The sequence below is a fragment of the Streptomyces flaveolus genome, from assembly GCF_000716535.1.
Lineage (GTDB): Bacteria > Actinomycetota > Actinomycetes > Streptomycetales > Streptomycetaceae > Streptomyces > Streptomyces flaveolus_A.
On the sequence record NZ_JNWV01000036.1, the window covers coordinates 115,645 to 133,736 of the forward strand.

Genomic DNA, 18,092 nt, shown 5'->3' on the forward strand with positions numbered 1-18,092 from the left:
CCGTACGGCACGGCCGGGAAGCTCGACGTGGAGCCCGCCTGGGAGGAGTTCGGCGACGCCGTCGCCGAGTCGGGGCGGGCAAGCGGCTCCACTCGTGCGATCCCGAGCCGCCGGGCCCCCGGCCACGACAACGCCCCCGCCACCTCGGCGCATGGCCGACGGCTGTGGGGGAGCCGACGGAGCGGAGGAGGGATCCACCGCCAGGTTCGCGAGGTGGGGCGAGACGGTCTCGCCGCTCGTCCTGGGTGCCGGTCCCCGAGTCCTGTGGCCGTCGAGACGAATGAAGGACACCCCGGGCCGGTCGCGGCCGGCCGTCAACGGAACGGAGAGGTACACGTGCAGCGTGAGACGTCGCATCAGCCACAAGGGCGGGCGGACGAGGGGCAGGTGATCCTGCCGGGGGACGTCGGCTGGACCGGGCTGATGACGGCCCACATGCGGGCGATCGAGTCGGCCCGGCAGGACCGGCTGTTCGACGACCCGCTGGCGACGGCGGTGGTGGACCTGGCCCGCCACGCCATCCGCACGGATCCGGACGGCGCCCTGCCGACGGGACCCAAGGACGACCAGGGGGAGTTGACCGAGACCTGGTACATGCTGTCGACGTTCCTCGGCGTGCGCACCCGGTACTACGACAGCCGGGTCACCGCGGCCTGCGCCGTCGGCATCCGCCAACTCGTCGTCCTGGCGGCTGGGTTGGACGCGCGGGCCTACCGTCTGGAACTGCCCGCGGACACCACGGTCTACGAGGTCGACACCGAACCGGTGCTGCGCTTCAAGGAGAGCGTGCTGACGCGCACACGCCTGGAGCCCACCGCGCGTCGCCGCACGGTCGTCGCCGACCTGCGCGGCCCCTGGGAGGCGGCGCTGACCGGCGTCGGGTTCGACCCCGCGCTTCCCACCATGTGGCTGGTGGAGGGGCTGTTCATGTACCTGAGCGGCCCGCAGTCCGAGCGGCTTCTCGATGGTCTGACCCGACTCAGCGCCCCCGGCAGCCGCCTCGCGCTGGAGTACTACGAGTCCATTCCGCGCCCGGAGGACGTGTCGACGGTCGACGCGGCAGAGGAAGCGGTCATCGCCCGGATCCTGAGCTTCTTCCAGGACGGCCCGCCCACCCCGCCCGACCGGTGGCTGCCGTCCCACGGCTGGCGCCCGGAGGTGACCACGCTGGCCGCCGAGATCACAGCGCGGGGCCGGGTGATCCCGGAGATGTTCCGCAAGGGACGCCCGCAAGAGGTGAACCTCTGGCTGGCGCACGGAACGCTGGGGTGAACACGCGCCCGCCGCGCCGCCTCGCGGGGCCGGCGTGGCGGGCGCCCGCGCGGTCGGACGTCGCTCGTGGCGACATCGGTGCGCTGTGCCTCTGGTGGTCGCGGACAGCCCGGCGGCGGGCCGTCGGCCCACGCGGATCACATGTCCGGCACACCGCGGTCGGTGACGTCGTACAGGAGCCGGCCGCGGCATTCCGTCTCACAAACGCCCCGGACACACGTGTGGCGCTCAGTCAGGGCGGCGAGCGCGCCGTGGCATCCCTCCGCGGGATGCCACGCGGCACCAGTGCGGTCGTCACCGGACACCGCCATCGTTGACATGCGGCAACCAGGAAGGAAATACCGCAATGCCCCCGACCAGCAGGCGAGTCCAGTTCACCGGATCCCAGGGCACGCCGCTCGCGGCGCGACTGGAGCTTCCCGAGGCGGTGCCCCGGGCGTACGCCGTGTTCGCGCACTGCTTCACCTGCGGCAAGGACACGTTCGCCGCAGCGAGGATCTCACGGGCCCTGACGGAGTACGGAATCGCGACACTGCGCTTCGACTTCACCGGACTCGGTGAGTCCGGTGGAGATTTCGCCGACAGCACGTTCAGCTCCGACGTGGACGACCTGGTGCACGCGGCGGACCACCTGCGTGACCACTTCGCGGCGCCCTCCCTGTTGGTCGGCCATTCGCTCGGCGGCGCGGCGGTGCTCGCCGCGACGCACCGCATCCCTGAGACCAGAGCGGTGGCGACCATCGGCAGTCCGGTGTCGCCCCAGCACGTGGTGCACAGGTTCGAGGACGACCGGGCGACGATCGAGCGGCGCGGCGAGGCGGAAGTCGACCTGGGCGGCAGGACCTTCCGCATCCGCCGGCGCTTCCTCGAGGATCTCGCCGCCCAGCCGCAGCGGGAACGCATCCACCGACTGAACACGGCGTTGCTGGTCATGCACTCCCCGACCGACGAGACGGTGGAGGTGGACAACGCACGGCAGATCTTCGACGCCGCCCGCCACCCCAAGTCCTTCGTCGCGATCCCGGGCGCGGACCATCTGCTCACCGACCGGTCCGACGCCGCCTACGTGTCCGCGGTGCTGGCGGCCTGGGCCACGCGCTACCTCGCCGGTCCCGAGCAGCCGTGGTGACGTCGCGCACCCTCCCTGCCGGACATCGCGCCGGCCCGTGCCGGACACGGCGCGGACGGCGCAGCCGTTCACCCGCGACGGCAGGGGTGAACGGCTGCGACCGAACCGGCCTCTAGGCCGCCGCGCGGCTGGTGGGCAGGTCGCCACCGAGACTGTCCGGCAAGGCGGCGTCGGCGGTCCGGACGGTGCGGGAGACCTTGCTCAGGGCGACGACGACCAGGCTGGCGACCAGGAAGGCACCGGCCATCGCGAGAAGGACCACGCGTACGGCGACTCCCGAGTCCAACGCGACGCCGACGAGCAGGGGGCCGGCGATTCCACCGATGCGCCCCATGCCGAGGGCCCAGCCGATGCCGGTGGTGCGCATTCTCGGCGGGTACAGCACCGCCGCCAGCGCGATGACGCTCATCTGGCCACCCGTGACACAGGTCCCGGCGAGGAACGCGGTGAGGAGCAGGCCGCCCGCCCCACCGTCGACGGCCGCGCCGAGCAGCACCACGAACACCGCCCCGAGCAGGTAGACGACGCCCAGCGTCCCGAAGGGGCCGTGCTTGTCCATCGACGGTCCGATGAACGTGGCCGCGACGATCCCGCCGACCGTGGTCAGCGCGGTCGCGGCGACGGCGGTCGACTGGGAGTGGCCCAGCTGGGCGAGGACGCTGGGAAGCCAACTCTGCAGGGCGTAGAACACGGCGAGGTTCAGCATGAACGCCAGCCACAGCAGGGCGGTGCCGGGCAGCCTGTGCCGCCGGAACAGTTCCAGCAGCGGCGCACGCTCGGTGGTGACCGCGTCGGCCTCGCGGCGCTCGGGCGCGAGGACCCGTGTGTCCGGGCCGAGGTCCGGTGCGAGACGGCGGAGCGTGGCGTGCAGCCGGGAGCCGTCCGCCGAGCGCAGGAGCAGGTGGGTCGGGGAGTCGGGCAGGGCCCGCAGCAGCGCCAGGAGCAGCAGCAGGGGCAGGACGCCGCCGACGACGAACACGGACCGCCATCCCCAGGCGGGGATCACCACCTGGGAGATGAGGCCGGCTGCGACGAACCCGGCGGCCAGCCAGCAGTAGAGGTGCATGACGAACGTCGAACGCCGCCGCGCCGGAGCGTACTCACTGGCCAGGGCCACCGCGCTCGGGATCGCGGCCCCCAGGCCCGTACCGGTCAGGAAGCGCAGGACGAGCAGCTGCGGGGCACTCTCCGCCACGGCGCACAGCAGCGTCAGGACTCCGAACCACGCGACGGACCAGATGATGAGCCGGCGGTGGCCCGTTCTGCCGGCCAGCGGTGCGAGGAGGAGATAGCCGGCCATGAGCCCGGCGACCGAGGCCGAGAAGACCGGGCCGAGGGCGGAGGCGGTCAGATGCCAGTCCCGGGCGACGACCGGGGCGGCGTAGCTCATCGCCTGGGTGTCCAGGCCGTCGAGGAACATCACCGAACCGGTCATGGCCAGGAGCAGGTAGTGGAACCTGCCGACGGGCCGCTGGTCGATCAGAACGTCGAGACGCACCGAGGCGTCGCGTGGAACCTGTGAGGACACGGAGATCCCACCTTTCAGGTGTGGCGAGGGCCTAATCGGCCATTCGCGCGGGGACTGCGCGAAGAGGGGAGGCGGAAGGAAGAGGGGAGGCGGATGAGGGCCGGAGGCGTACGAGACTCCTGGGCGGGCACGGCGGGAGCCGCAGCGCCTGCCAGAGCACGTGGACGCGGGGAACGTGCCGCGGACGCGGGGACGCGGGGACGCGTGGCCGGTTTGCGGGCAGGCCGGTGTGTGGCCGTCCACGGGGGATGGGGACGCGGCGGAAGCCGTCCGACGGGCTCGATGGGCCTCTACTCGGCTTCGTCGCCGTGGAAGGTCGCGAAGGAACCGACGGGTTCGCGCGGGGTGCGCAGCCGGTTCAGGCGGTGCGCGGGGTCGGCGTACCCGAGGGCGAGTCCGCAGACGATCAGCTGGTCGTCGGGGATCAGCAGGCGCCGTCGCAGCACCGGGGAGAAGTCGATGAGCGATGCCTGGGGACAGGTGTCCAGGCCGTCGGCGCGAGAGGCGAGCATCAGGGCCTGGAGGAACAGGCCCGCGTCCACGAGGGCGCTTTGCAGCGGATGACGGCTGGTCGTGAGGATGATGCCGACGGGTGCACCGAAGAAGTCGTAGTTGCGCCGGTGATGGTCGAGCCGGGCGCCGATGTCGTCCGCGCCGATCCCCAGCGTGTCACGGTACAGGCCCTCACCGAACCGGCGGCGGCGTGAACGGAACGGCTCGCGCCATGCGTCCTGTTCGGGCTGGTATTCGTAGTCCCGTCCCCGCCCGTCGCCGTTGGCATGGGCCCGGAGGAGGTCTGCGGTGAGTGAACGTTTCGCCGCCCCGGTGACGACGTGGACCTGCCAGGGCTGGCAGTTGGAGTTGCTGGCGGACCGGGCGGCCAGAGTCAGGAGCCGCTCGACTGTGGACCGGGGGACGGGCGTCGGCAGGAACGCGCGCACGCTCCGCCGGCTGCGGAGGGCGTCCTCCACCGTGACCCGGGGCGGGGCCGGGGCCGGGGCCGGGACCGGCGCCGTGGCCGGGGTGTGGTTCATGGTCGTTTCCATGGTCAGGCCGTGGACGGAACGAGGTGACCGGCAGGTGCGGGGGAGGGCACGCTCGTCGTCGCGCCCCGGACGCCGGGGTGGCCCGTCACGGCCGGGTGGTCCGTGACGGTCGCGTGACGAGTCACGGCCGTGTGGCCCGTCGTTTCGCCCCTGGCGGCCGCGAGGTGGTCCCCGGCCAAGCGGATCGTCCGGGTTCGGGCGTTCCGGTCCCCGGCGGCGTCGGGGACCGGGACGATGTGGTCGGTCGGCTCCAGAGCAGTCACCATCGCGAACTCCTCGCTTTCGGTCGCGTCACCACGCTCTGTGGTTCGCGTCACGCTAAAGGCGAGTTCTATTACGGTCAAGAGCTGTAAAGAAAGTCGGACTTTTCTTCCGGCGCCTGACGGCAGTCGTGCTGCGGGCGGCGCACCGGGGCCCCGTGATGTGCTGGTGCGGAGGGGGAGAGGGGCAACCCGGCTGCTCTGGTCGCCTTGATCGAGACGATCGGTGACATTGTCGTCGGTGCCGACGTCACGCGGCCGACCTGTACCGGCGCTGGGGGAACAAGCGCGAACCTCCTCATCGACGCGTTGGCGTACGGGTCGCGCAAGCAGCGCGAGGCCTGCCCTCCGCTGGACATGGAGCGGTTGGCCCCTCATGACGCTCGCGCTGGCGCGGCGCGGTGCCGTGCGTGAGGACGTGCACCTCGACATGGTCGTCACCCTGTGTTTCGGCAGCTGCTTCGCCGACTACCTGCGGACCGCCCGGGAGGTCCCGGCCGACTTCGCGGAACGGGTCGTCGCCACGGCCTGGCCGGCACTCGCCGTGGACGGCGAGGGCCATTCCGCCCGAGGGGGTCCTCCAGGGTCGCGCTGCTGAGCGACCGCGGTCCGGGCGTGCGGGGGTGATCGCCTGCTAACGGCTTTCGTTACAGGTATTGACTGTAATGAAATGCCGAGGCATGGTTCTGGATCAGACCGAGTGGCGACACGAGAGGACCCCACGCATGAGCGAGGACAGCCGCAAGGCGCTGATCGAGCGCAGCATCCCGTTCCTGGCCGAGGTCAGGAACCGCACGGCCGGCAAGGACCTGGAGAGCTGGCTGAACACCACCTACGGCCCGGACAGCGAGCTCTACCAGGACCTGGCGCGCCTGATCAAGATCGGTGTGCTGGAGGAGGGCTGGGCGGCGAACATCGAGGTCGACGGTCCTCGCTACCGCCGCAGCCGCATCGCCGAACCGACGGAGGAGACGCACTACTTCAGCATCACCGCGGTCTACATGGACAGCGTCGAGCGCTACCGGGGCCAGTACCACGCGCACCCCTACGGTGAACTGAACCTGGTCGTCCCGATCGACCCCGGAGCCGAACTGGTGGGACCGAACGGCTGGCAGGGACCGGGCTGGACCGCGCCCGCCCCGGGCAGCCACCACTACCCCGAGGTGCGAGGAGGCGCACTCATCGCCCTCTTCTACCTCCCCGCCGGACGGATCTCCTACGACATCCGTCCTTCCCGGTCCGCCGATGCCGCCGCGTAGTACGGCGCCACGAGGGGCCAGTAGGGTACGGCGCCCCGCCGCCGTGAACGGATCCCGGCGGCCCGGGGGCACCCCGCCGGGGCCTCCGGCGGCGGCCGCGGACCGGGCCGGGCGAACGGAGACGGGACATGGCGCGTTCCCAGGCCGGTGAGTCGGTGCTCGCCCGTGCCGCACGCGTCCTGGCGGCGTTCGGTCATGACAGCCGGGTGCTGACCGTCGCCGAGATCGCCCGCCGGGCGGCCCTGCCCGTACCGACGGCACACCGCCTGGTCGCCCAGCTCCTGGACGTCGGCTTCCTGGAGCGCACCGAAGGGCACGGGGTGCGCGTGGGCCTGCACCTGTGGGAGATCGCCTCTCTCGGCGCCCGGGCCCTGGACCTCCGGGAGGCCGCCATGCCCTTCCTGGAGGACATCCACGCGGCGACGCGGCAGCACACCCAGCTGACCGTGCTCGACGGGACCGACGTGCTCGTGCTCGAGTGGCTCAGGGCCCGTGAGGCCCTCCCGGGACTGCGCCTGCACGCCGGGCGCCGGATACCCGCCCACGCGGCGGCGGCCGGCGCCGTGCTGCTGGCGCACGCCGAGGCCCGGGCCCAGGAGGAGGTCCTCGCCGGACCGCTGACGAGGCTGAGCGACCGAACGCCGACGGAGCCGAGCGACCTGCGCAGCCTGTGGGCGCATGCCCGTCGGCGGGGTTACGCCGTGTGCGACGGCTTCGTCGACGCTCGTGCGACGGGCATCGCCGTCCCCGTACCGGGGAGGAACGCCCGGCCCGTCGCGGCGATCGGTGTCGTCGTCCCCGCTGATGAGGCCCGGCCCATGGAGCTGGTGCCGGCGCTGCTGGCCGCGGCCCGTGGTATCGGACGGGCGCTGAGCACCCCCGCGTCCCCGGGGTGATCGCTCGCTCGCCCGGACACGGCGCCGTCTCCACGCCTGGCTGGACATCGCACCGACCGCGGCACCTGGAATGCTCCGGCCGGAGCGCGGAGATGCGGGCGGCGGTCCACCCGCCGCCCGGAGGCTGAGCCAGGCAGACCGTCGCCCGCAGGGCCGTTCCTCCCCGCTCCGAGCAGCCCGACGCTGCTGGGAGTGACGCTCTACGCCGAGCGCCCCGTACGGGGCCGTGGACCCTGTCGGCTCTGCTCGGTGGCCGCGGTGTAGCACCGCTCGCTGCGGGGTCAGCCGATGCGGAGGTCGGCGATCAGGCCGTCGCGCAGACGGAAGGTCATCGGTCCCGTGCCGTTGTACCGGTTGCTGGTGACCGCGAGCGTGACGACGTAAGTGTCCCGGTCGGGACCCGCCACCGCGTCGACCAGGTCGAAGTGGGCCTGGACTCCGATGTTGTCGGTTCGGTCCCAGTCGCGCACGTGGTCGCGTCCGCGGAACTCGCGCCCGTAGTCGTAGAGGTGGGCGTCCTCGGTGAAGGCGGAGGCGAAGGCCTCGCTGTCGCCGCGGTTGGTGGCGTCGATGAAGGTGCGGATGGCGGCCGGGACCTCGACTGCGGTCATGGTGGTCTCCTTTCGGTCGGGCGTTTGCTGACGTAGGGCCGTCGGCGCTGCCGGCAGGCCAGGGCGTTGAGGGTGCCGGTGGCCTCGTCCGGCGTGCTCGGCGTGCCCCCTTCGGGGAGGGTGCTTCCCCCGAGCCCCTTTCGCCCGCGATCGGCGCCCCGTGCCCGCTCCCATCGTGGCGCCCGCCGGGTGGTCGGGCCATCAGTCATCCGACGGTGGATCACGGCGGTGGCCGGTCGGTCGCGGTACGAGGCCGGCCGATCGCGACAGGCCGGGGAAGAGTCGCGCTGCGCAGGTCCGCAGCGCAGGCACAGAGCAGCCGCTCACCCTGGGCCGGCCGCACCCGCGCCAGGTCGGACGGCCAGCGGCCCGCGGGCCGGTTGTCGGCCGTTCCGCGCAGGATCGAGCCGGCACGTCGACGGCGCAGACGTCGCCGTGGAAGTCGGTGCACCAGGTCGGCGGCGCTGCGGCGACCGCGGTGGGCACCGCCTCCGGCAGCCACCTTCCAGCCGGTGCGCACGGCTGCTTCGCTGAAGCGCCTGTCCTGGCCCCTTCCCGCCGCGGACGACCGCGCCACGCTCGGGAGACCGCTGCGCAGCCGCCACCAGTGGGGTCTCCCGGTGGGAGCGGCAGCCCGAGGAGCCCATCGGCCGGTGGGGAAGGGTGGGCGGTGCCTGCCGGGCGCCGACGAGCCTTCCGGGGACACACTGCCTCTGCGCAGGGCCTCAAGATCCTGGGTGTGCCCCGGCCGCGCAGGGCCGGCCGGCGGGCGGTCCTGTGCGGCCGGAGCGGTTCCGGTCGGCCTGCGCCGGCGGGCCGGGGGCCGACGGTGCCCGGGCAACCGGTCGGCAGGGCTTCAGCGGCGAACCTGGGGCGACGGCGCGGTGCCGTCGGCCGGGGCACGGTGGCTGAACGTCTCGCGCACCGCCCTGTGGCTCTGGACGGGATCCGTCACCTGCCGGACCGTGATCGGCCGGCAGTGTGTGGTGTCGTCGGCGAGCGGCACCGCGCCGAGCCGGGGGAGCGGCCGTCGAACCCGGCGACGATGCCCGGCACGGGGTCGGGACGACGGGCGCCACCGCGCGGGAGCGCACCGCGCCGAGCCGGGGGAGCGGTCGTCGAACCCGGCGACGGTGCCCGGCACGGGGTCGGGGCGACGGGCGCCACCGCGCGGGAGATCAGCCGGTCGGCCGCCTCGACCACGGTGCCGTCCTTGCCGCACGCGCGCCGCCTCGGTCCGGCGTCCGGCCCCGTCACCCGGAAAGGACCGTGTACGTGTGCTCCACCTCGGGCGGCGTCGCGAAGTGGGGACCTGCCAGGGCCCGCCACTGGCGGAAACCGTCGGAGGCGCGGAACGTCACGGTGTGGTGCTCCACGCTCTCCCAGCACACGACGAGGCGGTAGCGCCGCGGATGCTCCACGACGCGGTGCAGTGCGATCCCGCGGCAGCCGGCCGCGTCGAGGAACACCGGGATGGCCTCGGCAACCGCCTGCTCGAACGCCTCCTCGCTGCCGGGCCGGACATCGATCCGGGCGACCTCCGTGATCACGGCTGACCTCCCGTCCCGGTCTCCGGTTCGGCGGGCCGCGTGTGTTCGGCGTCGACGCGGGCGGTGGCCCCCGTCGCCACGATGGTCCGGGTGGCGTCCACCGAGGCATACGTCCACAGGATCCGCAGGGGGGCGGTCGTGGAGGCGTTGCGGAAGCGGTGCGGTGTACCGGCGGCGACGTACGTGGTGTCGTACGGGGACAGCCGGTGCTCGGTGCCGTCGATCTCCACCACCGCGTCACCCTCGAGGACGACGACGCTCTCCGCGCAGTCGTGGGTGTGCGGGGGGATCCCCGTGCCGGGTCCGAACAGGGTGATGCCGTTCAGGAAGACCTGCGCGCCGACCGCCCGGGTGACCAGGGGAGTGGTGCTGACCCCGCCACCGCGCTGGAACGCCGGCAGTTCGGCGGGGCGCAGGACGGCGGGCGGGAAGGAGCCGCAGGGTGCGGCGGGCGCGTGGTCCGCGGGGGAGGCGGACGGGGGCGTGGTGTTCATCGGGGGTTTGCTCCGTTCGGCGCGGGCCGGTCCGCCGTGGCGGGGCCGATCCACACGGTCTTGACGTTGACGAACTCGCGGATGCCCTCGAGTCCCAGCTCGCGGCCGTAGCCGGACTTCTTGATGCCGCCGAAGGGCAGTCGCGCATCGGAGGCGACCATGCCGTTGACGAAGACGGCGCCCGCGTCCAGCCGGCCCACGACGGTGCGGGCCCGCTCCAGGTCACCGGTCCACAAGGTGGCGGCGAGCCCGTACTCCGTGCGATTGGCCATGGTGATCGCCTCCTCGGCGTCCCGCACCCGGGTGACGGCGGCGAGGGGGCCGAAGGTCTCCTCGCCGAAGGCCGGCATGCCCGGTGTGACGTGGTCGAGCACGGTCGGTGGGTAGAACCAGCCGGGACCGGAGGGTGGTTCGCCGCCCAGTTTGAGTTCCGCGCCCGCGGCGACGCTGCGCAGGACCTGGCCGTGGAGGGTGTCGCGCAGGTCGGAGCGGGCCAGCGGTCCGATCGTGGTACGGCGCTCCGCCGGATGCCCGACGACCAGCGCCGCAGCGCCCTTGGTGAACGCGGCGACGAACTCCTCGGCGACGGACTCCTCGACGATGAACCGCTTGGCGTTGACGCAGCTCTGCCCGGCGTTGACGAACCGGGAGGCGACGGCCGTGGCTGCCGCCCGTTCCACGTCCGCGTCGGCGAGCACCACGAACGGGTCCGAACCCCCGAGTTCCAGAACCTGCTTCTTGAGGGCGGCGGCCGCCCGGGAGGCGACGGCGGCGCCGGCCCGCGGTGAGCCGGTCAGGCTGACCGCGGCGATGCGCGGGTCGGCGATCACGTCCGCCACCCGCTCGACCTCGATCAGCAGGGTGCCGCACAGCCCCTCGGGAGCCCCGGCCTCCCGGACTGCCCGCAGGACGGCCAAGGCGCACTGCGGCACGTTGTCGGCGTGCTTGAGCACCACCGCGTTGCCGGCGGCGAGAGCCGGTGCGGCACACCGGACGAACTGCCAGAACGGGTAGTTCCACGGCATCACGGCCAGGACGACGCCCAGCGGCTCGTACACCACGGCGCTCTCGGCCGCGTCGGAGTCCACGGGCCGGTCGGCGAGCTGGGCGGGGGCGTGTTCGGCGTAGTAGGCGCAGGTGGCCGCGCACTTGTCGATCTCGGCCTCCGCCTCGCTGATCGGTTTGCCCATCTCCGCGGTGATCAGCCGGGCGAAACCGTCCCTGCCCTCGCGCAGCACGTCGGCCAGCCGCCGCAGCAGGAACGTGCGCTCCGTGACGGTGCGGCGGCGCCAGGCGGCCTGGGCCGCGACGGCCCCGGTCAGCACCGCGTCCACCTCCCTGTCCGACGCGGGGGTGAAGCGGGCGAGTTCGACGCCCGTGGCCGGGTCTATCGAGGCGATCACGCGGCGGCCTCCACGGTGTTCTCGACGGCTTTGCGCACAGCGGTCGCGAAGGCGGCGGTGCCCAGGCTGCCGCCGATGTCGCGGGTGCGGGTGGCGGGGTCGTCCAGGACGGCGTCGACCGCGGCGCCGATCAGGGCGGCGGCGCGGCGGAGCCGGTCGTCGCCGTCCCGGTGTCCGCGCCAGTCCAGCAGCAGGGCGGCGGAGAGGATCAGGGACGTGGGGTTGGCGATGCCCTGGCCGGCGATGTCGGGGGCGGAGCCGTGCTGGGCCTGGGCGACGCAGATGGCGTCGCCCGCGTTGACGGATCCGCCCAGGCCCAGGCTGCCGGACAGCTCCGAGGCCTCGTCCGAGAGGATGTCGCCGAACATGTTGGTCGTGACGACGACGTCGAACCGCTCGGGACTGCGGATGAGCAGCGCGGCGGTCGCGTCCACGATGAGTTCCTCGAGTTCGACGTCGGGGAAGTCCGCCGCGACCCTGCGCACCTCGCGCAGGAACAGCCCGTCGGAAAGCTTGAGCACGTTGGCCTTGTGGACGGCCGTGACCTTCCTGCGGCGGCCCCGCGCCAGTTCGAAGGCGGCCCGGGCGACTCTCTCGCAGGCCCGGGCGCTGATCTTGCGCACCGACAGGGCGAGGTCCGCGTCCGGCATGAACTCACCGCTGCCCGCGTGCATGTTGCGGTCGGAGTAGAAGCCCTCGGTGTTCTCCCGCACGATGACGAGGTCCATGGGGGTCCGCAGGACGCTCAGTCCGGGGCGCGAGCGGCAGGGGCGGACGTTCGCGTACAGCTGGAAAGTGGTGCGTAGTTCGGCCGACGGGTTGATCCCGCCCTCGGCGCGCCCGGGGTACTCGTAGTGCGAGACGGGCCCGAGCAGCACGCCGTCCACCTCGGGAACGCGCTCGAGCACGCTGTCGGGGAGCGTGGTGCCGCAGGCCGTCAGGGCGGCGAGCCCGATGTCGCGGGTCTCGTAGTCCAGGCCGAGGCCGAGCCGTCGGTCGACGCCGTCGAGCACGTCGAGTGTCGCCCCGGTGATCTCGGGGCCTATGCCGTCACCGGGCAGGACCAGGATCTTCACGGACTGCCTTTCGTCGGAATGGTTATGACGTGCCGTCAGGTCGGCAGGGGAGTGGCGGACGCGGTGGAGTACGCATCACCGACTGTAGTACTCACTACGATCTGGTCGACTAGTTGATACATATGCTACAGATAGGGGTCGTGGCAACCCGCGGTGAAAGGGAAACCGTTGAAGACATCACAACCCGCCACGGCGGGCGCCCGGATCCTGCACCCGACCGAGTTCTTCCACTCCGGCGTGACGGCGTTCTTCGCCTCGCAGAGTGATCAGCGCTTCTCGTACTGCCTGTACGTGCCGACCGCCCATCAGCGGGCGACCGAGCCGCTGCCCCTCGTCGTGGTGGTGCACGGCACCAACCGCACGGCGGAGCGGTACCGCACGATGTTCCGGGAGTTCGCCGAGGAGCACGGCTGCGTCGTCCTCGCCCCGCTCTTCCCGGCGGGCGTCGCCGACCCGGGCGACCTGCACGGCTACAAGCGGCTGCTGCACCAGGGGATCCGCTACGACGCGGTGCTGCTGGACATCGTCGAGCAGATCGGCCGGCGCTACACCGTCGCCACCGAGCGGTTCCTGCTGCACGGCTTCTCCGGCGGCGGGCAGTTCGCGCACCGGTTCGCGTATCTGCACCCGGAGCGGCTCGCCGCCCTGTCCGTCGGCGCCCCGGGCCGGATCACCCGCATCGACCCGGACGTGCCGTGGTGGCTCGGTACCGCGGACGTGGCCGAGCGCTTCGGCCGGGAGATCGACCTCGTCACCCTGCGCACGGTGCCCGTGCACATGCTCGTCGGCGACGCCGACACCGACACCTGGGAGATCGCCGAACCCGGCCTGGACGCCGGGGGAGACACGCGCGTCGAGCGCATGACGGCCCTGCGCGACAACTGGGAGCGCCACGGCGTTCCGGTGCGCTTCGAGCTGATACCCGGGATGGGCCACAGCGGTTCGGCGGCTCTTCCCCATGTCCAGCGATTCTTCGCCGACGTTCTGACGGGTGGCGGGGCCTGAGCGGTCGTCAGGCGAACGCCCCGCCGCCGCCCAGCACACGCTCGGCGAAGCGCCGGCCGATGGTCCGGTAGCCCGCGGCGTTCGGATGGATGCCGTCCGGGATGTCTGTGGCGTCCCTCGGCCCCAGCAGCTCGCGCCCGTCGAGGTAGTACAGGCGGGGATCGCTGCGGCGGCGACCGCGCACGATCCGCTCCAGGGCCTCGCGGACCACGGGCAGGGTCAGCGGGGCGAGCGCGGTCTCCCCGGCGTCGCCCGGTTCCTGTCCGGCGACACCGGTTTCCTCCTCAGGATCACCTGGTCCCTCCCCGGGGCCACCCGGCGCGGCCACCCGACGGCCGTGGCCGGTGCCGGACGGGCCCGCGCCCGTGCCCGGCGGCGTGGCGCCGGCTGCGTCGGCGGACTCCAGGCGCGGGCAGAACACCGGTGACACCACCAGCAGCGGGATGTCCGGATGGCCCTCCCGCACGGTGTCGAGGAAGCCGTGCACGGCGGGCACGAAGGTGCGCGGTTTCAGCGCCGACTTGAGCACCGGGTTGACCCCCAGTTTCAGGCTGATCAGATCGGCCGGCAGGTCCCGGATCGTACGGGCGACGAAGGGATCCAGCATCCCGTTGCCCGCCATGCCCAGGTTCACGGGGTCCAGCGAGCCCAGCGCCGCCGCCACCGCCGGCCAGGTGCCGGTGGGCCCGTCGGCCTGGGTGCAGTGACTGATCGAACTGCCGTGGTGCACCCAGCGGCGCCGACCGGACGGCGCGGGCGGCGTCACCTCCGCGTCGGCACGCAGGGCGAGCAACTCGCACGGGGCCTGCTGGGGCAGCCACAGCTCGACCTCCTTCACGCCCGCGGGCAGGGCCCGGAACCGGACCGTGCCCGGCTCGCCGGCCACCTCCCGCGGACGGGCGCGCGCATGGGCCAGCCGCAGCACCTGTCCCACGGGCGCGACCGCCCGTGCCGTGAGCCGGCCGTCCACCACCAGGTCGAGCACCCCGGCGGACGTGGGTGCGGCCGTGCCGTCGAAGTGCCGCACGGTGGTGAGCAGATCGAGTTCCAGGGTGCGGGCCGCGGTGCGGAAGGCGAGCCGCACGCCGGACGGCATGGCCGCGACGAAGTCCATGAACGCGTCGGGATACTGCTCGCGCGTCCACGCCGGCAGGCGCCGGGGCAGCAGTCCGCCTCCGGGGCGCCGCTCCAGATCGAGCGCACCACGGAAGAGGACCGGGCCGTCGGCCAGGGCGATCTCATGCATGGGCCATGCCTCCGGTTCTGCCGGCGCCGGGCGACGACGGCTTCGGGTGTCCGCCGCCATCCGACCGTGCGCGCCGCCATCCGACCGTGCGCGCCGCCATCCGACCGTGCGCGGCGCGGTCCGACCGTGCGCGGCGCGGTCCGACCGTGCGCGGCGCCGGTCCGGCCGGGGACCGGTGGCGGTGCTCGGCAGCGGCACGACCCGCATGCGAGCGGACAGGCAGCGGGGGAGCGGTGGGCGCTGTGTGCCGGTGCGCGACGCACCGTACCGCGGGGGCGCGGTGGGCGGACGGCGGCCCTCGTCGTCGGGGCCGCCGCCTTCCGGTCAGAGCCTGATCGGGCCGGCGTCCACGAGCAGGGCGGGCGCGACGACGCTCTCCATGAACACCGCTTCGCCGCGCTCGCGGCGGCTGCCCACGGCCAGGACGGCGTCGAGGACCTCGTCCATACGGAAGGTGAGGCGCACCGACGGCTGCCAGGCGACCGGCACACCGCCGCGGATCCAGTACGTCGCGTCCCGCGTCGTGCCCGTGACCAGGGTGTCCTTGGGGTGCAGGATGCGCAGGTAGTCGAGCCGGCTGATCACCAGACCCTCGTCGCAGAGGCCGGCCAGCTCCTTCTCGGTGTGGTCGCCGCCGTCCAGCAGGAGATGAGAGGGCGAGGGGTCGGCGCCGAAGCGCCAGCCCGCCGGCACCGCGTGGCCGGTGGACACGCCGCCGGTCACGGCCGCGTGCCCGAGGTCCGACACGACCCCGGTGAGCACCCCGTTCTCGATCAGCCGGGTGGCCCGGCGCGGCGTGCCCTCCGGGTCGAAGCCGCTGGCGAGGCCCGCGGGGTCGGTGCCGTCGTCGGTGAGGGTGAGCAGTTCGCTGGTGACCCTGCCGCCCATGCGGCCGGCCACGGCGGTACGGCCCTCGGCGTATCCGGCGGCCCCCAGAGCCACGTAGCCGTAGGTCGCGAGCAGGGTGATCACGGCCTGCGGCCTGAGCAGGACCCGGAAGGTGCCCTGCACGGGCTCCCGTTCGGGCAGGTCCGCCAGGTCTTCCAGAAGCCGGTGGGCGACGTCGCCGGGGTCGATGCGGGCGGCGTCCCGGTGGACGAGGCGGATGCTCGAGGATCTGCCGTCGCGTTCGGCGATCGCCTGCAGGGACGCCTTGGTGAGGGTCTCCTCGCGGTAGAGGCCGTCGTGATCGGCGACCACCCGGTGCACGACGTCGTGCCGGATGGAGCCGCCGAGCAGGGCGGCACCGGCCAGACCGTCCTTGACCGTGCTGAACCAGGCGTGGCGCTCCGCGGGGCCGGCGTCGAGCGTGGAGACGCCGACTTCCGGCCGGGCCGCGGGGACGGAACCCGGTGTGGCCTGCCGTGCGCCGGACGCGGCCGGCAACAGGGCGAGGGCCGCGTCGAGCTGGGCGGACAGGGCTCTGACCGCACCGGGGTCGAGGGTCTCCAGGGTGCCCAGGGCGGTCCTGCCCCGCCGGGTGAGCCGTACGCGCACCCGCAGGCGTTCCTCGCTGTGCTGGGCGGTGATCCGGGACCGGGCGTAGCGGAGCAGGCCCGTGCGTTCCTGGGCGAGGTCGAGGTGGGTGCCCCGGCCCAGGATGTCGAGCGCGGTGCGGACCTCGCGGGGATCGATGCTCATCGGGTGCCTATCTGGACGTCGCGGAAGCGGGCGGGGACCGTGCCGTGCCCGATGTGGGCGACCTGGAGGGGCTCGCCCTTGTTGCACGACGGGATGCCGTGGACCTGGAACTCGTCCTGGTTGCCGAGGGAGTCGCAGCCGGCCCAGAACCGCGGCGTGACACCGGAGTAGGTGCAGTTCTTCAGCAGGCGTCCGAGCCGCCCGTCGCGGATCTCCCACCCGGCCTCCGCGCCGAGCCGGAAGGACAGGCGCTGGTCGTCGATGGAGACGCTCTTGGTCATGTCCATCAGGACGCCGCGCTTGGTGGTGGCGATCATCTCGGCGAGCGAGGAGTCTCCCGGTTCCAGGCAGAGGTTGGTCATCCGGACCAGCGGGATGCGCTGCCAGCCGTCGGCCCGGGCCGCCCCCGAGGACTCCTGGCCGAGGGCGGCGGCCGACTCGCGGCCGGAGAGGTAGCCGGTGAAGATGCCGTCCTTGACGAGTTCGGTGCGCTGGGCGGCGACGCCCTCGTCGTCGAACGCGTAACTGCCCAGCGCCCCGGGGATGGTGGCGTCGGCGTGGACGGAGACGAGGGGGGAGCCGAAGCGGAAGGTGCCGCGGCGGTCGGGTGAGGCGTAGGTGCCGCCGGCCAGGCTCACCTCGGAGCCGAGCGCGCGGTCGGCCTCCATGGGATGGCCCGCGCACTCGTGCAGCACCATGGCGAGCTGGGCGCCGGTGACCACCAGGGTCGTGGTCTCGTCGGGGCACTGGGGCGCCGACAGCAGGGCGACGGCTTCCGCTCCGACCCGCGCGGCCTCCTCGACCAGGCGCAGGGCGGGGATGTGCTCGTAACCGGCGGTGGCGAAGTGGCCGCGCTGTCCGCGGATGGATCGGGGCACCGCCTGGGGGAACGAGCGGCGCTGGACGTCGTCGCCGTCGGACGCGACCACCATCAGCCCGCCGCCGCTCTCGGTGATGGTCTGCTCGATCAGCGCGCCCTCGGTGTTGGCGAAGACCTTGTCGTCGCGGAAGAAGTCCATCGACGCCTCGATCTGCCGGACCAGCGGCCCGGCGGTGCGGGCCTCGGCGACCGCCGCGTCCAGCAGGTCGAGCTTGGTGGAGAGCGACACCGTGAACGGGTCGACGACCATCGGCGAGGACCAGCGTGCGCGGGTGGTGACGGGCTGGCCGAGCGGGATCTTGGCCCCGCCCCCGCCCCCGCCGCCCGCCGCCCGGGCCTGCGCGACGGCTTCGGTGACGGCGGCATTCAGGCCCTCGAGGTCCAGGCGGTGCGTGGCCGCGAAGCCCCAGTGTCCGCCGACGACGACCCGCACACCGACGCCGAGCGAGGTCTCCCGCATGACGTCACCGGGGCCGTTGTGCTCGACGAGGACCAACTCGTGGGTACGGTCGACGACGCGGACGTCCGCGTAGGCGACGTCCCTGGGCAACAGGCCCAGGACCGTCTCCGCAGTGTCTTTCACAGCGTGTCTTCCCCTTCGATCGGGGTGCGGCGCCGGCCAGGGCCGGGCGGGCACCGGGTAGGGCGTGCGCGGAGGCTTCCAACGGCCAGGCGCGCCCTCGAAGGTAGCGTTCGCTACAGACATTGACAATGAGTGTTGTGGACGCTTCAGAGAGTTCTGATGGATTTCACTACATCTATTGACTGTCCTTGTAGTGGTTACTACGTTTCCACC

At 73.0% G+C, this 18,092-nt stretch carries 17 protein-coding genes; 6 read left to right on the forward strand and 11 right to left on the reverse strand.

Going from position 1 to position 18,092, the window contains the following annotated elements:
* Positions 1-336: 336 nt before the first annotated feature.
* Positions 337-1,272, forward strand: a complete 936-nt coding sequence (locus OO52_RS51070; protein ID WP_158712591.1) for an SAM-dependent methyltransferase — start codon at positions 337-339, stop codon at positions 1,270-1,272.
* A gap of 346 nt (positions 1,273-1,618) precedes the next feature.
* Positions 1,619-2,401, forward strand: a complete 783-nt coding sequence (locus OO52_RS34135; protein WP_030939003.1) for an alpha/beta hydrolase family protein — start codon at positions 1,619-1,621, stop codon at positions 2,399-2,401.
* A gap of 112 nt (positions 2,402-2,513) precedes the next feature.
* Here the strand turns inward: OO52_RS34135 and OO52_RS34140 are convergent, their stop codons facing one another.
* The 3 genes from OO52_RS34140 to OO52_RS34150 all read right to left on the reverse strand — a co-directional run bounded on the left by OO52_RS34140 (position 2,514) and on the right by OO52_RS34150 (position 5,241).
* Entirely contained in the window at positions 2,514-3,929 is a 1,416-nt protein-coding gene (locus OO52_RS34140; RefSeq protein ID WP_199819991.1) for an MFS transporter, read from the reverse strand.
* Between the two features lie 290 nt (positions 3,930-4,219).
* Positions 4,220-4,963: a nitroreductase gene (locus OO52_RS34145; protein WP_030939009.1), complete on the reverse strand. Its 744-nt coding sequence runs from the start codon at positions 4,961-4,963 to the stop codon at positions 4,220-4,222.
* A gap of 14 nt (positions 4,964-4,977) precedes the next feature.
* On the reverse strand, positions 4,978-5,241 hold the full coding sequence (locus tag OO52_RS34150; RefSeq protein ID WP_030939012.1) for a hypothetical protein: 264 nt from the start codon (positions 5,239-5,241) through the stop codon (positions 4,978-4,980).
* 370 nt (positions 5,242-5,611) lie between these two features.
* Here OO52_RS34150 and OO52_RS34155 point away from each other — a divergent pair, with 370 nt between their 5' ends.
* The 3 genes from OO52_RS34155 to OO52_RS34165 all read left to right on the forward strand — a co-directional run bounded on the left by OO52_RS34155 (position 5,612) and on the right by OO52_RS34165 (position 7,390).
* A complete protein-coding gene (locus OO52_RS34155) occupies positions 5,612-5,833 on the forward strand; it encodes a hypothetical protein (RefSeq protein WP_030939015.1) in 222 nt (73 codons plus the stop codon).
* 127 nt (positions 5,834-5,960) lie between these two features.
* Complete coding sequence (locus OO52_RS34160) at positions 5,961-6,494, forward strand: DUF4863 family protein (RefSeq protein ID WP_030939018.1); 534 nt, start codon at positions 5,961-5,963, stop codon at positions 6,492-6,494.
* A gap of 128 nt (positions 6,495-6,622) precedes the next feature.
* Positions 6,623-7,390, forward strand: a complete 768-nt coding sequence (locus tag OO52_RS34165; protein WP_030939020.1) for an IclR family transcriptional regulator — start codon at positions 6,623-6,625, stop codon at positions 7,388-7,390.
* A gap of 281 nt (positions 7,391-7,671) precedes the next feature.
* Here OO52_RS34165 and OO52_RS34170 read toward each other — a convergent pair whose 3' ends face one another.
* The 5 genes from OO52_RS34170 to OO52_RS34190 all read right to left on the reverse strand — a co-directional run bounded on the left by OO52_RS34170 (position 7,672) and on the right by OO52_RS34190 (position 12,524).
* Complete coding sequence (locus tag OO52_RS34170) at positions 7,672-8,001, reverse strand: nuclear transport factor 2 family protein (protein ID WP_030939023.1); 330 nt, start codon at positions 7,999-8,001, stop codon at positions 7,672-7,674.
* A gap of 1,253 nt (positions 8,002-9,254) precedes the next feature.
* On the reverse strand, positions 9,255-9,551 hold the full coding sequence (locus OO52_RS34175) for an antibiotic biosynthesis monooxygenase family protein (protein WP_030939026.1): 297 nt from the start codon (positions 9,549-9,551) through the stop codon (positions 9,255-9,257).
* Positions 9,548-10,045: a cupin domain-containing protein gene (locus OO52_RS34180; protein WP_051847899.1), complete on the reverse strand. Its 498-nt coding sequence runs from the start codon at positions 10,043-10,045 to the stop codon at positions 9,548-9,550. The genes OO52_RS34175 and OO52_RS34180 overlap by 4 nt, the downstream gene beginning before the upstream one ends.
* Positions 10,042-11,448 carry an NAD-dependent succinate-semialdehyde dehydrogenase gene (locus OO52_RS34185; RefSeq protein ID WP_030939032.1) on the reverse strand — a complete coding sequence of 469 codons (1,407 nt, stop codon included), beginning with the start codon at positions 11,446-11,448 and terminating at the stop codon, positions 10,042-10,044. Before OO52_RS34185 ends, OO52_RS34180 begins: the two co-directional genes overlap by 4 nt.
* Positions 11,445-12,524 (reverse strand): isocitrate/isopropylmalate dehydrogenase family protein, encoded by a 1,080-nt coding sequence (locus OO52_RS34190; RefSeq protein WP_030939035.1) that lies wholly within the window; start codon positions 12,522-12,524, stop codon positions 11,445-11,447. Before OO52_RS34190 ends, OO52_RS34185 begins: the two co-directional genes overlap by 4 nt.
* A gap of 168 nt (positions 12,525-12,692) precedes the next feature.
* Here OO52_RS34190 and OO52_RS34195 point away from each other — a divergent pair, with 168 nt between their 5' ends.
* Positions 12,693-13,529 carry a PHB depolymerase family esterase gene (locus OO52_RS34195; RefSeq protein WP_030939038.1) on the forward strand — a complete coding sequence of 279 codons (837 nt, stop codon included), beginning with the start codon at positions 12,693-12,695 and terminating at the stop codon, positions 13,527-13,529.
* A gap of 7 nt (positions 13,530-13,536) precedes the next feature.
* Here the strand turns inward: OO52_RS34195 and OO52_RS34200 are convergent, their stop codons facing one another.
* The 3 genes from OO52_RS34200 to OO52_RS34210 form a co-directional block, all read right to left on the reverse strand.
* Positions 13,537-14,775: an SGNH/GDSL hydrolase family protein gene (locus tag OO52_RS34200; RefSeq protein WP_030939041.1), complete on the reverse strand. Its 1,239-nt coding sequence runs from the start codon at positions 14,773-14,775 to the stop codon at positions 13,537-13,539.
* Between the two features lie 324 nt (positions 14,776-15,099).
* Complete coding sequence (locus tag OO52_RS34205; protein ID WP_030939044.1) at positions 15,100-16,416, reverse strand: metallopeptidase TldD-related protein; 1,317 nt, start codon at positions 16,414-16,416, stop codon at positions 15,100-15,102.
* A complete protein-coding gene (locus OO52_RS34210; RefSeq protein ID WP_051847901.1) occupies positions 16,413-17,879 on the reverse strand; it encodes a TldD/PmbA family protein in 1,467 nt (488 codons plus the stop codon). Before OO52_RS34210 ends, OO52_RS34205 begins: the two co-directional genes overlap by 4 nt.
* Positions 17,880-18,092 lie beyond the last annotated feature (213 nt).

What these genes read in the sequence shown, in the direction of transcription:
- OO52_RS34150 (WP_030939012.1), bottom strand. Translation starts at nt 5,241, where the DNA reads ATGGTGACTGCTCTGGAGCCGACCGACCACATCGTCCCGGTCCCCGAC.
- OO52_RS34145 (WP_030939009.1), bottom strand. Translation starts at nt 4,963, where the DNA reads ATGAACCACACCCCGGCCACGGCGCCGGTCCCGGCCCCGGCCCCGGCC.
- OO52_RS34135 (WP_030939003.1), top strand. Translation starts at nt 1,619, where the DNA reads ATGCCCCCGACCAGCAGGCGAGTCCAGTTCACCGGATCCCAGGGCACG.
- OO52_RS34155 (WP_030939015.1), top strand. Translation starts at nt 5,612, where the DNA reads ATGACGCTCGCGCTGGCGCGGCGCGGTGCCGTGCGTGAGGACGTGCAC.
- OO52_RS34180 (WP_051847899.1), bottom strand. Translation starts at nt 10,045, where the DNA reads ATGAACACCACGCCCCCGTCCGCCTCCCCCGCGGACCACGCGCCCGCC.
- OO52_RS34170 (WP_030939023.1), bottom strand. Translation starts at nt 8,001, where the DNA reads ATGACCGCAGTCGAGGTCCCGGCCGCCATCCGCACCTTCATCGACGCC.
- OO52_RS34165 (WP_030939020.1), top strand. Translation starts at nt 6,623, where the DNA reads ATGGCGCGTTCCCAGGCCGGTGAGTCGGTGCTCGCCCGTGCCGCACGC.
- OO52_RS34205 (WP_030939044.1), bottom strand. Translation starts at nt 16,416, where the DNA reads ATGAGCATCGATCCCCGCGAGGTCCGCACCGCGCTCGACATCCTGGGC.
- OO52_RS34160 (WP_030939018.1), top strand. Translation starts at nt 5,961, where the DNA reads ATGAGCGAGGACAGCCGCAAGGCGCTGATCGAGCGCAGCATCCCGTTC.
- OO52_RS34200 (WP_030939041.1), bottom strand. Translation starts at nt 14,775, where the DNA reads ATGCATGAGATCGCCCTGGCCGACGGCCCGGTCCTCTTCCGTGGTGCG.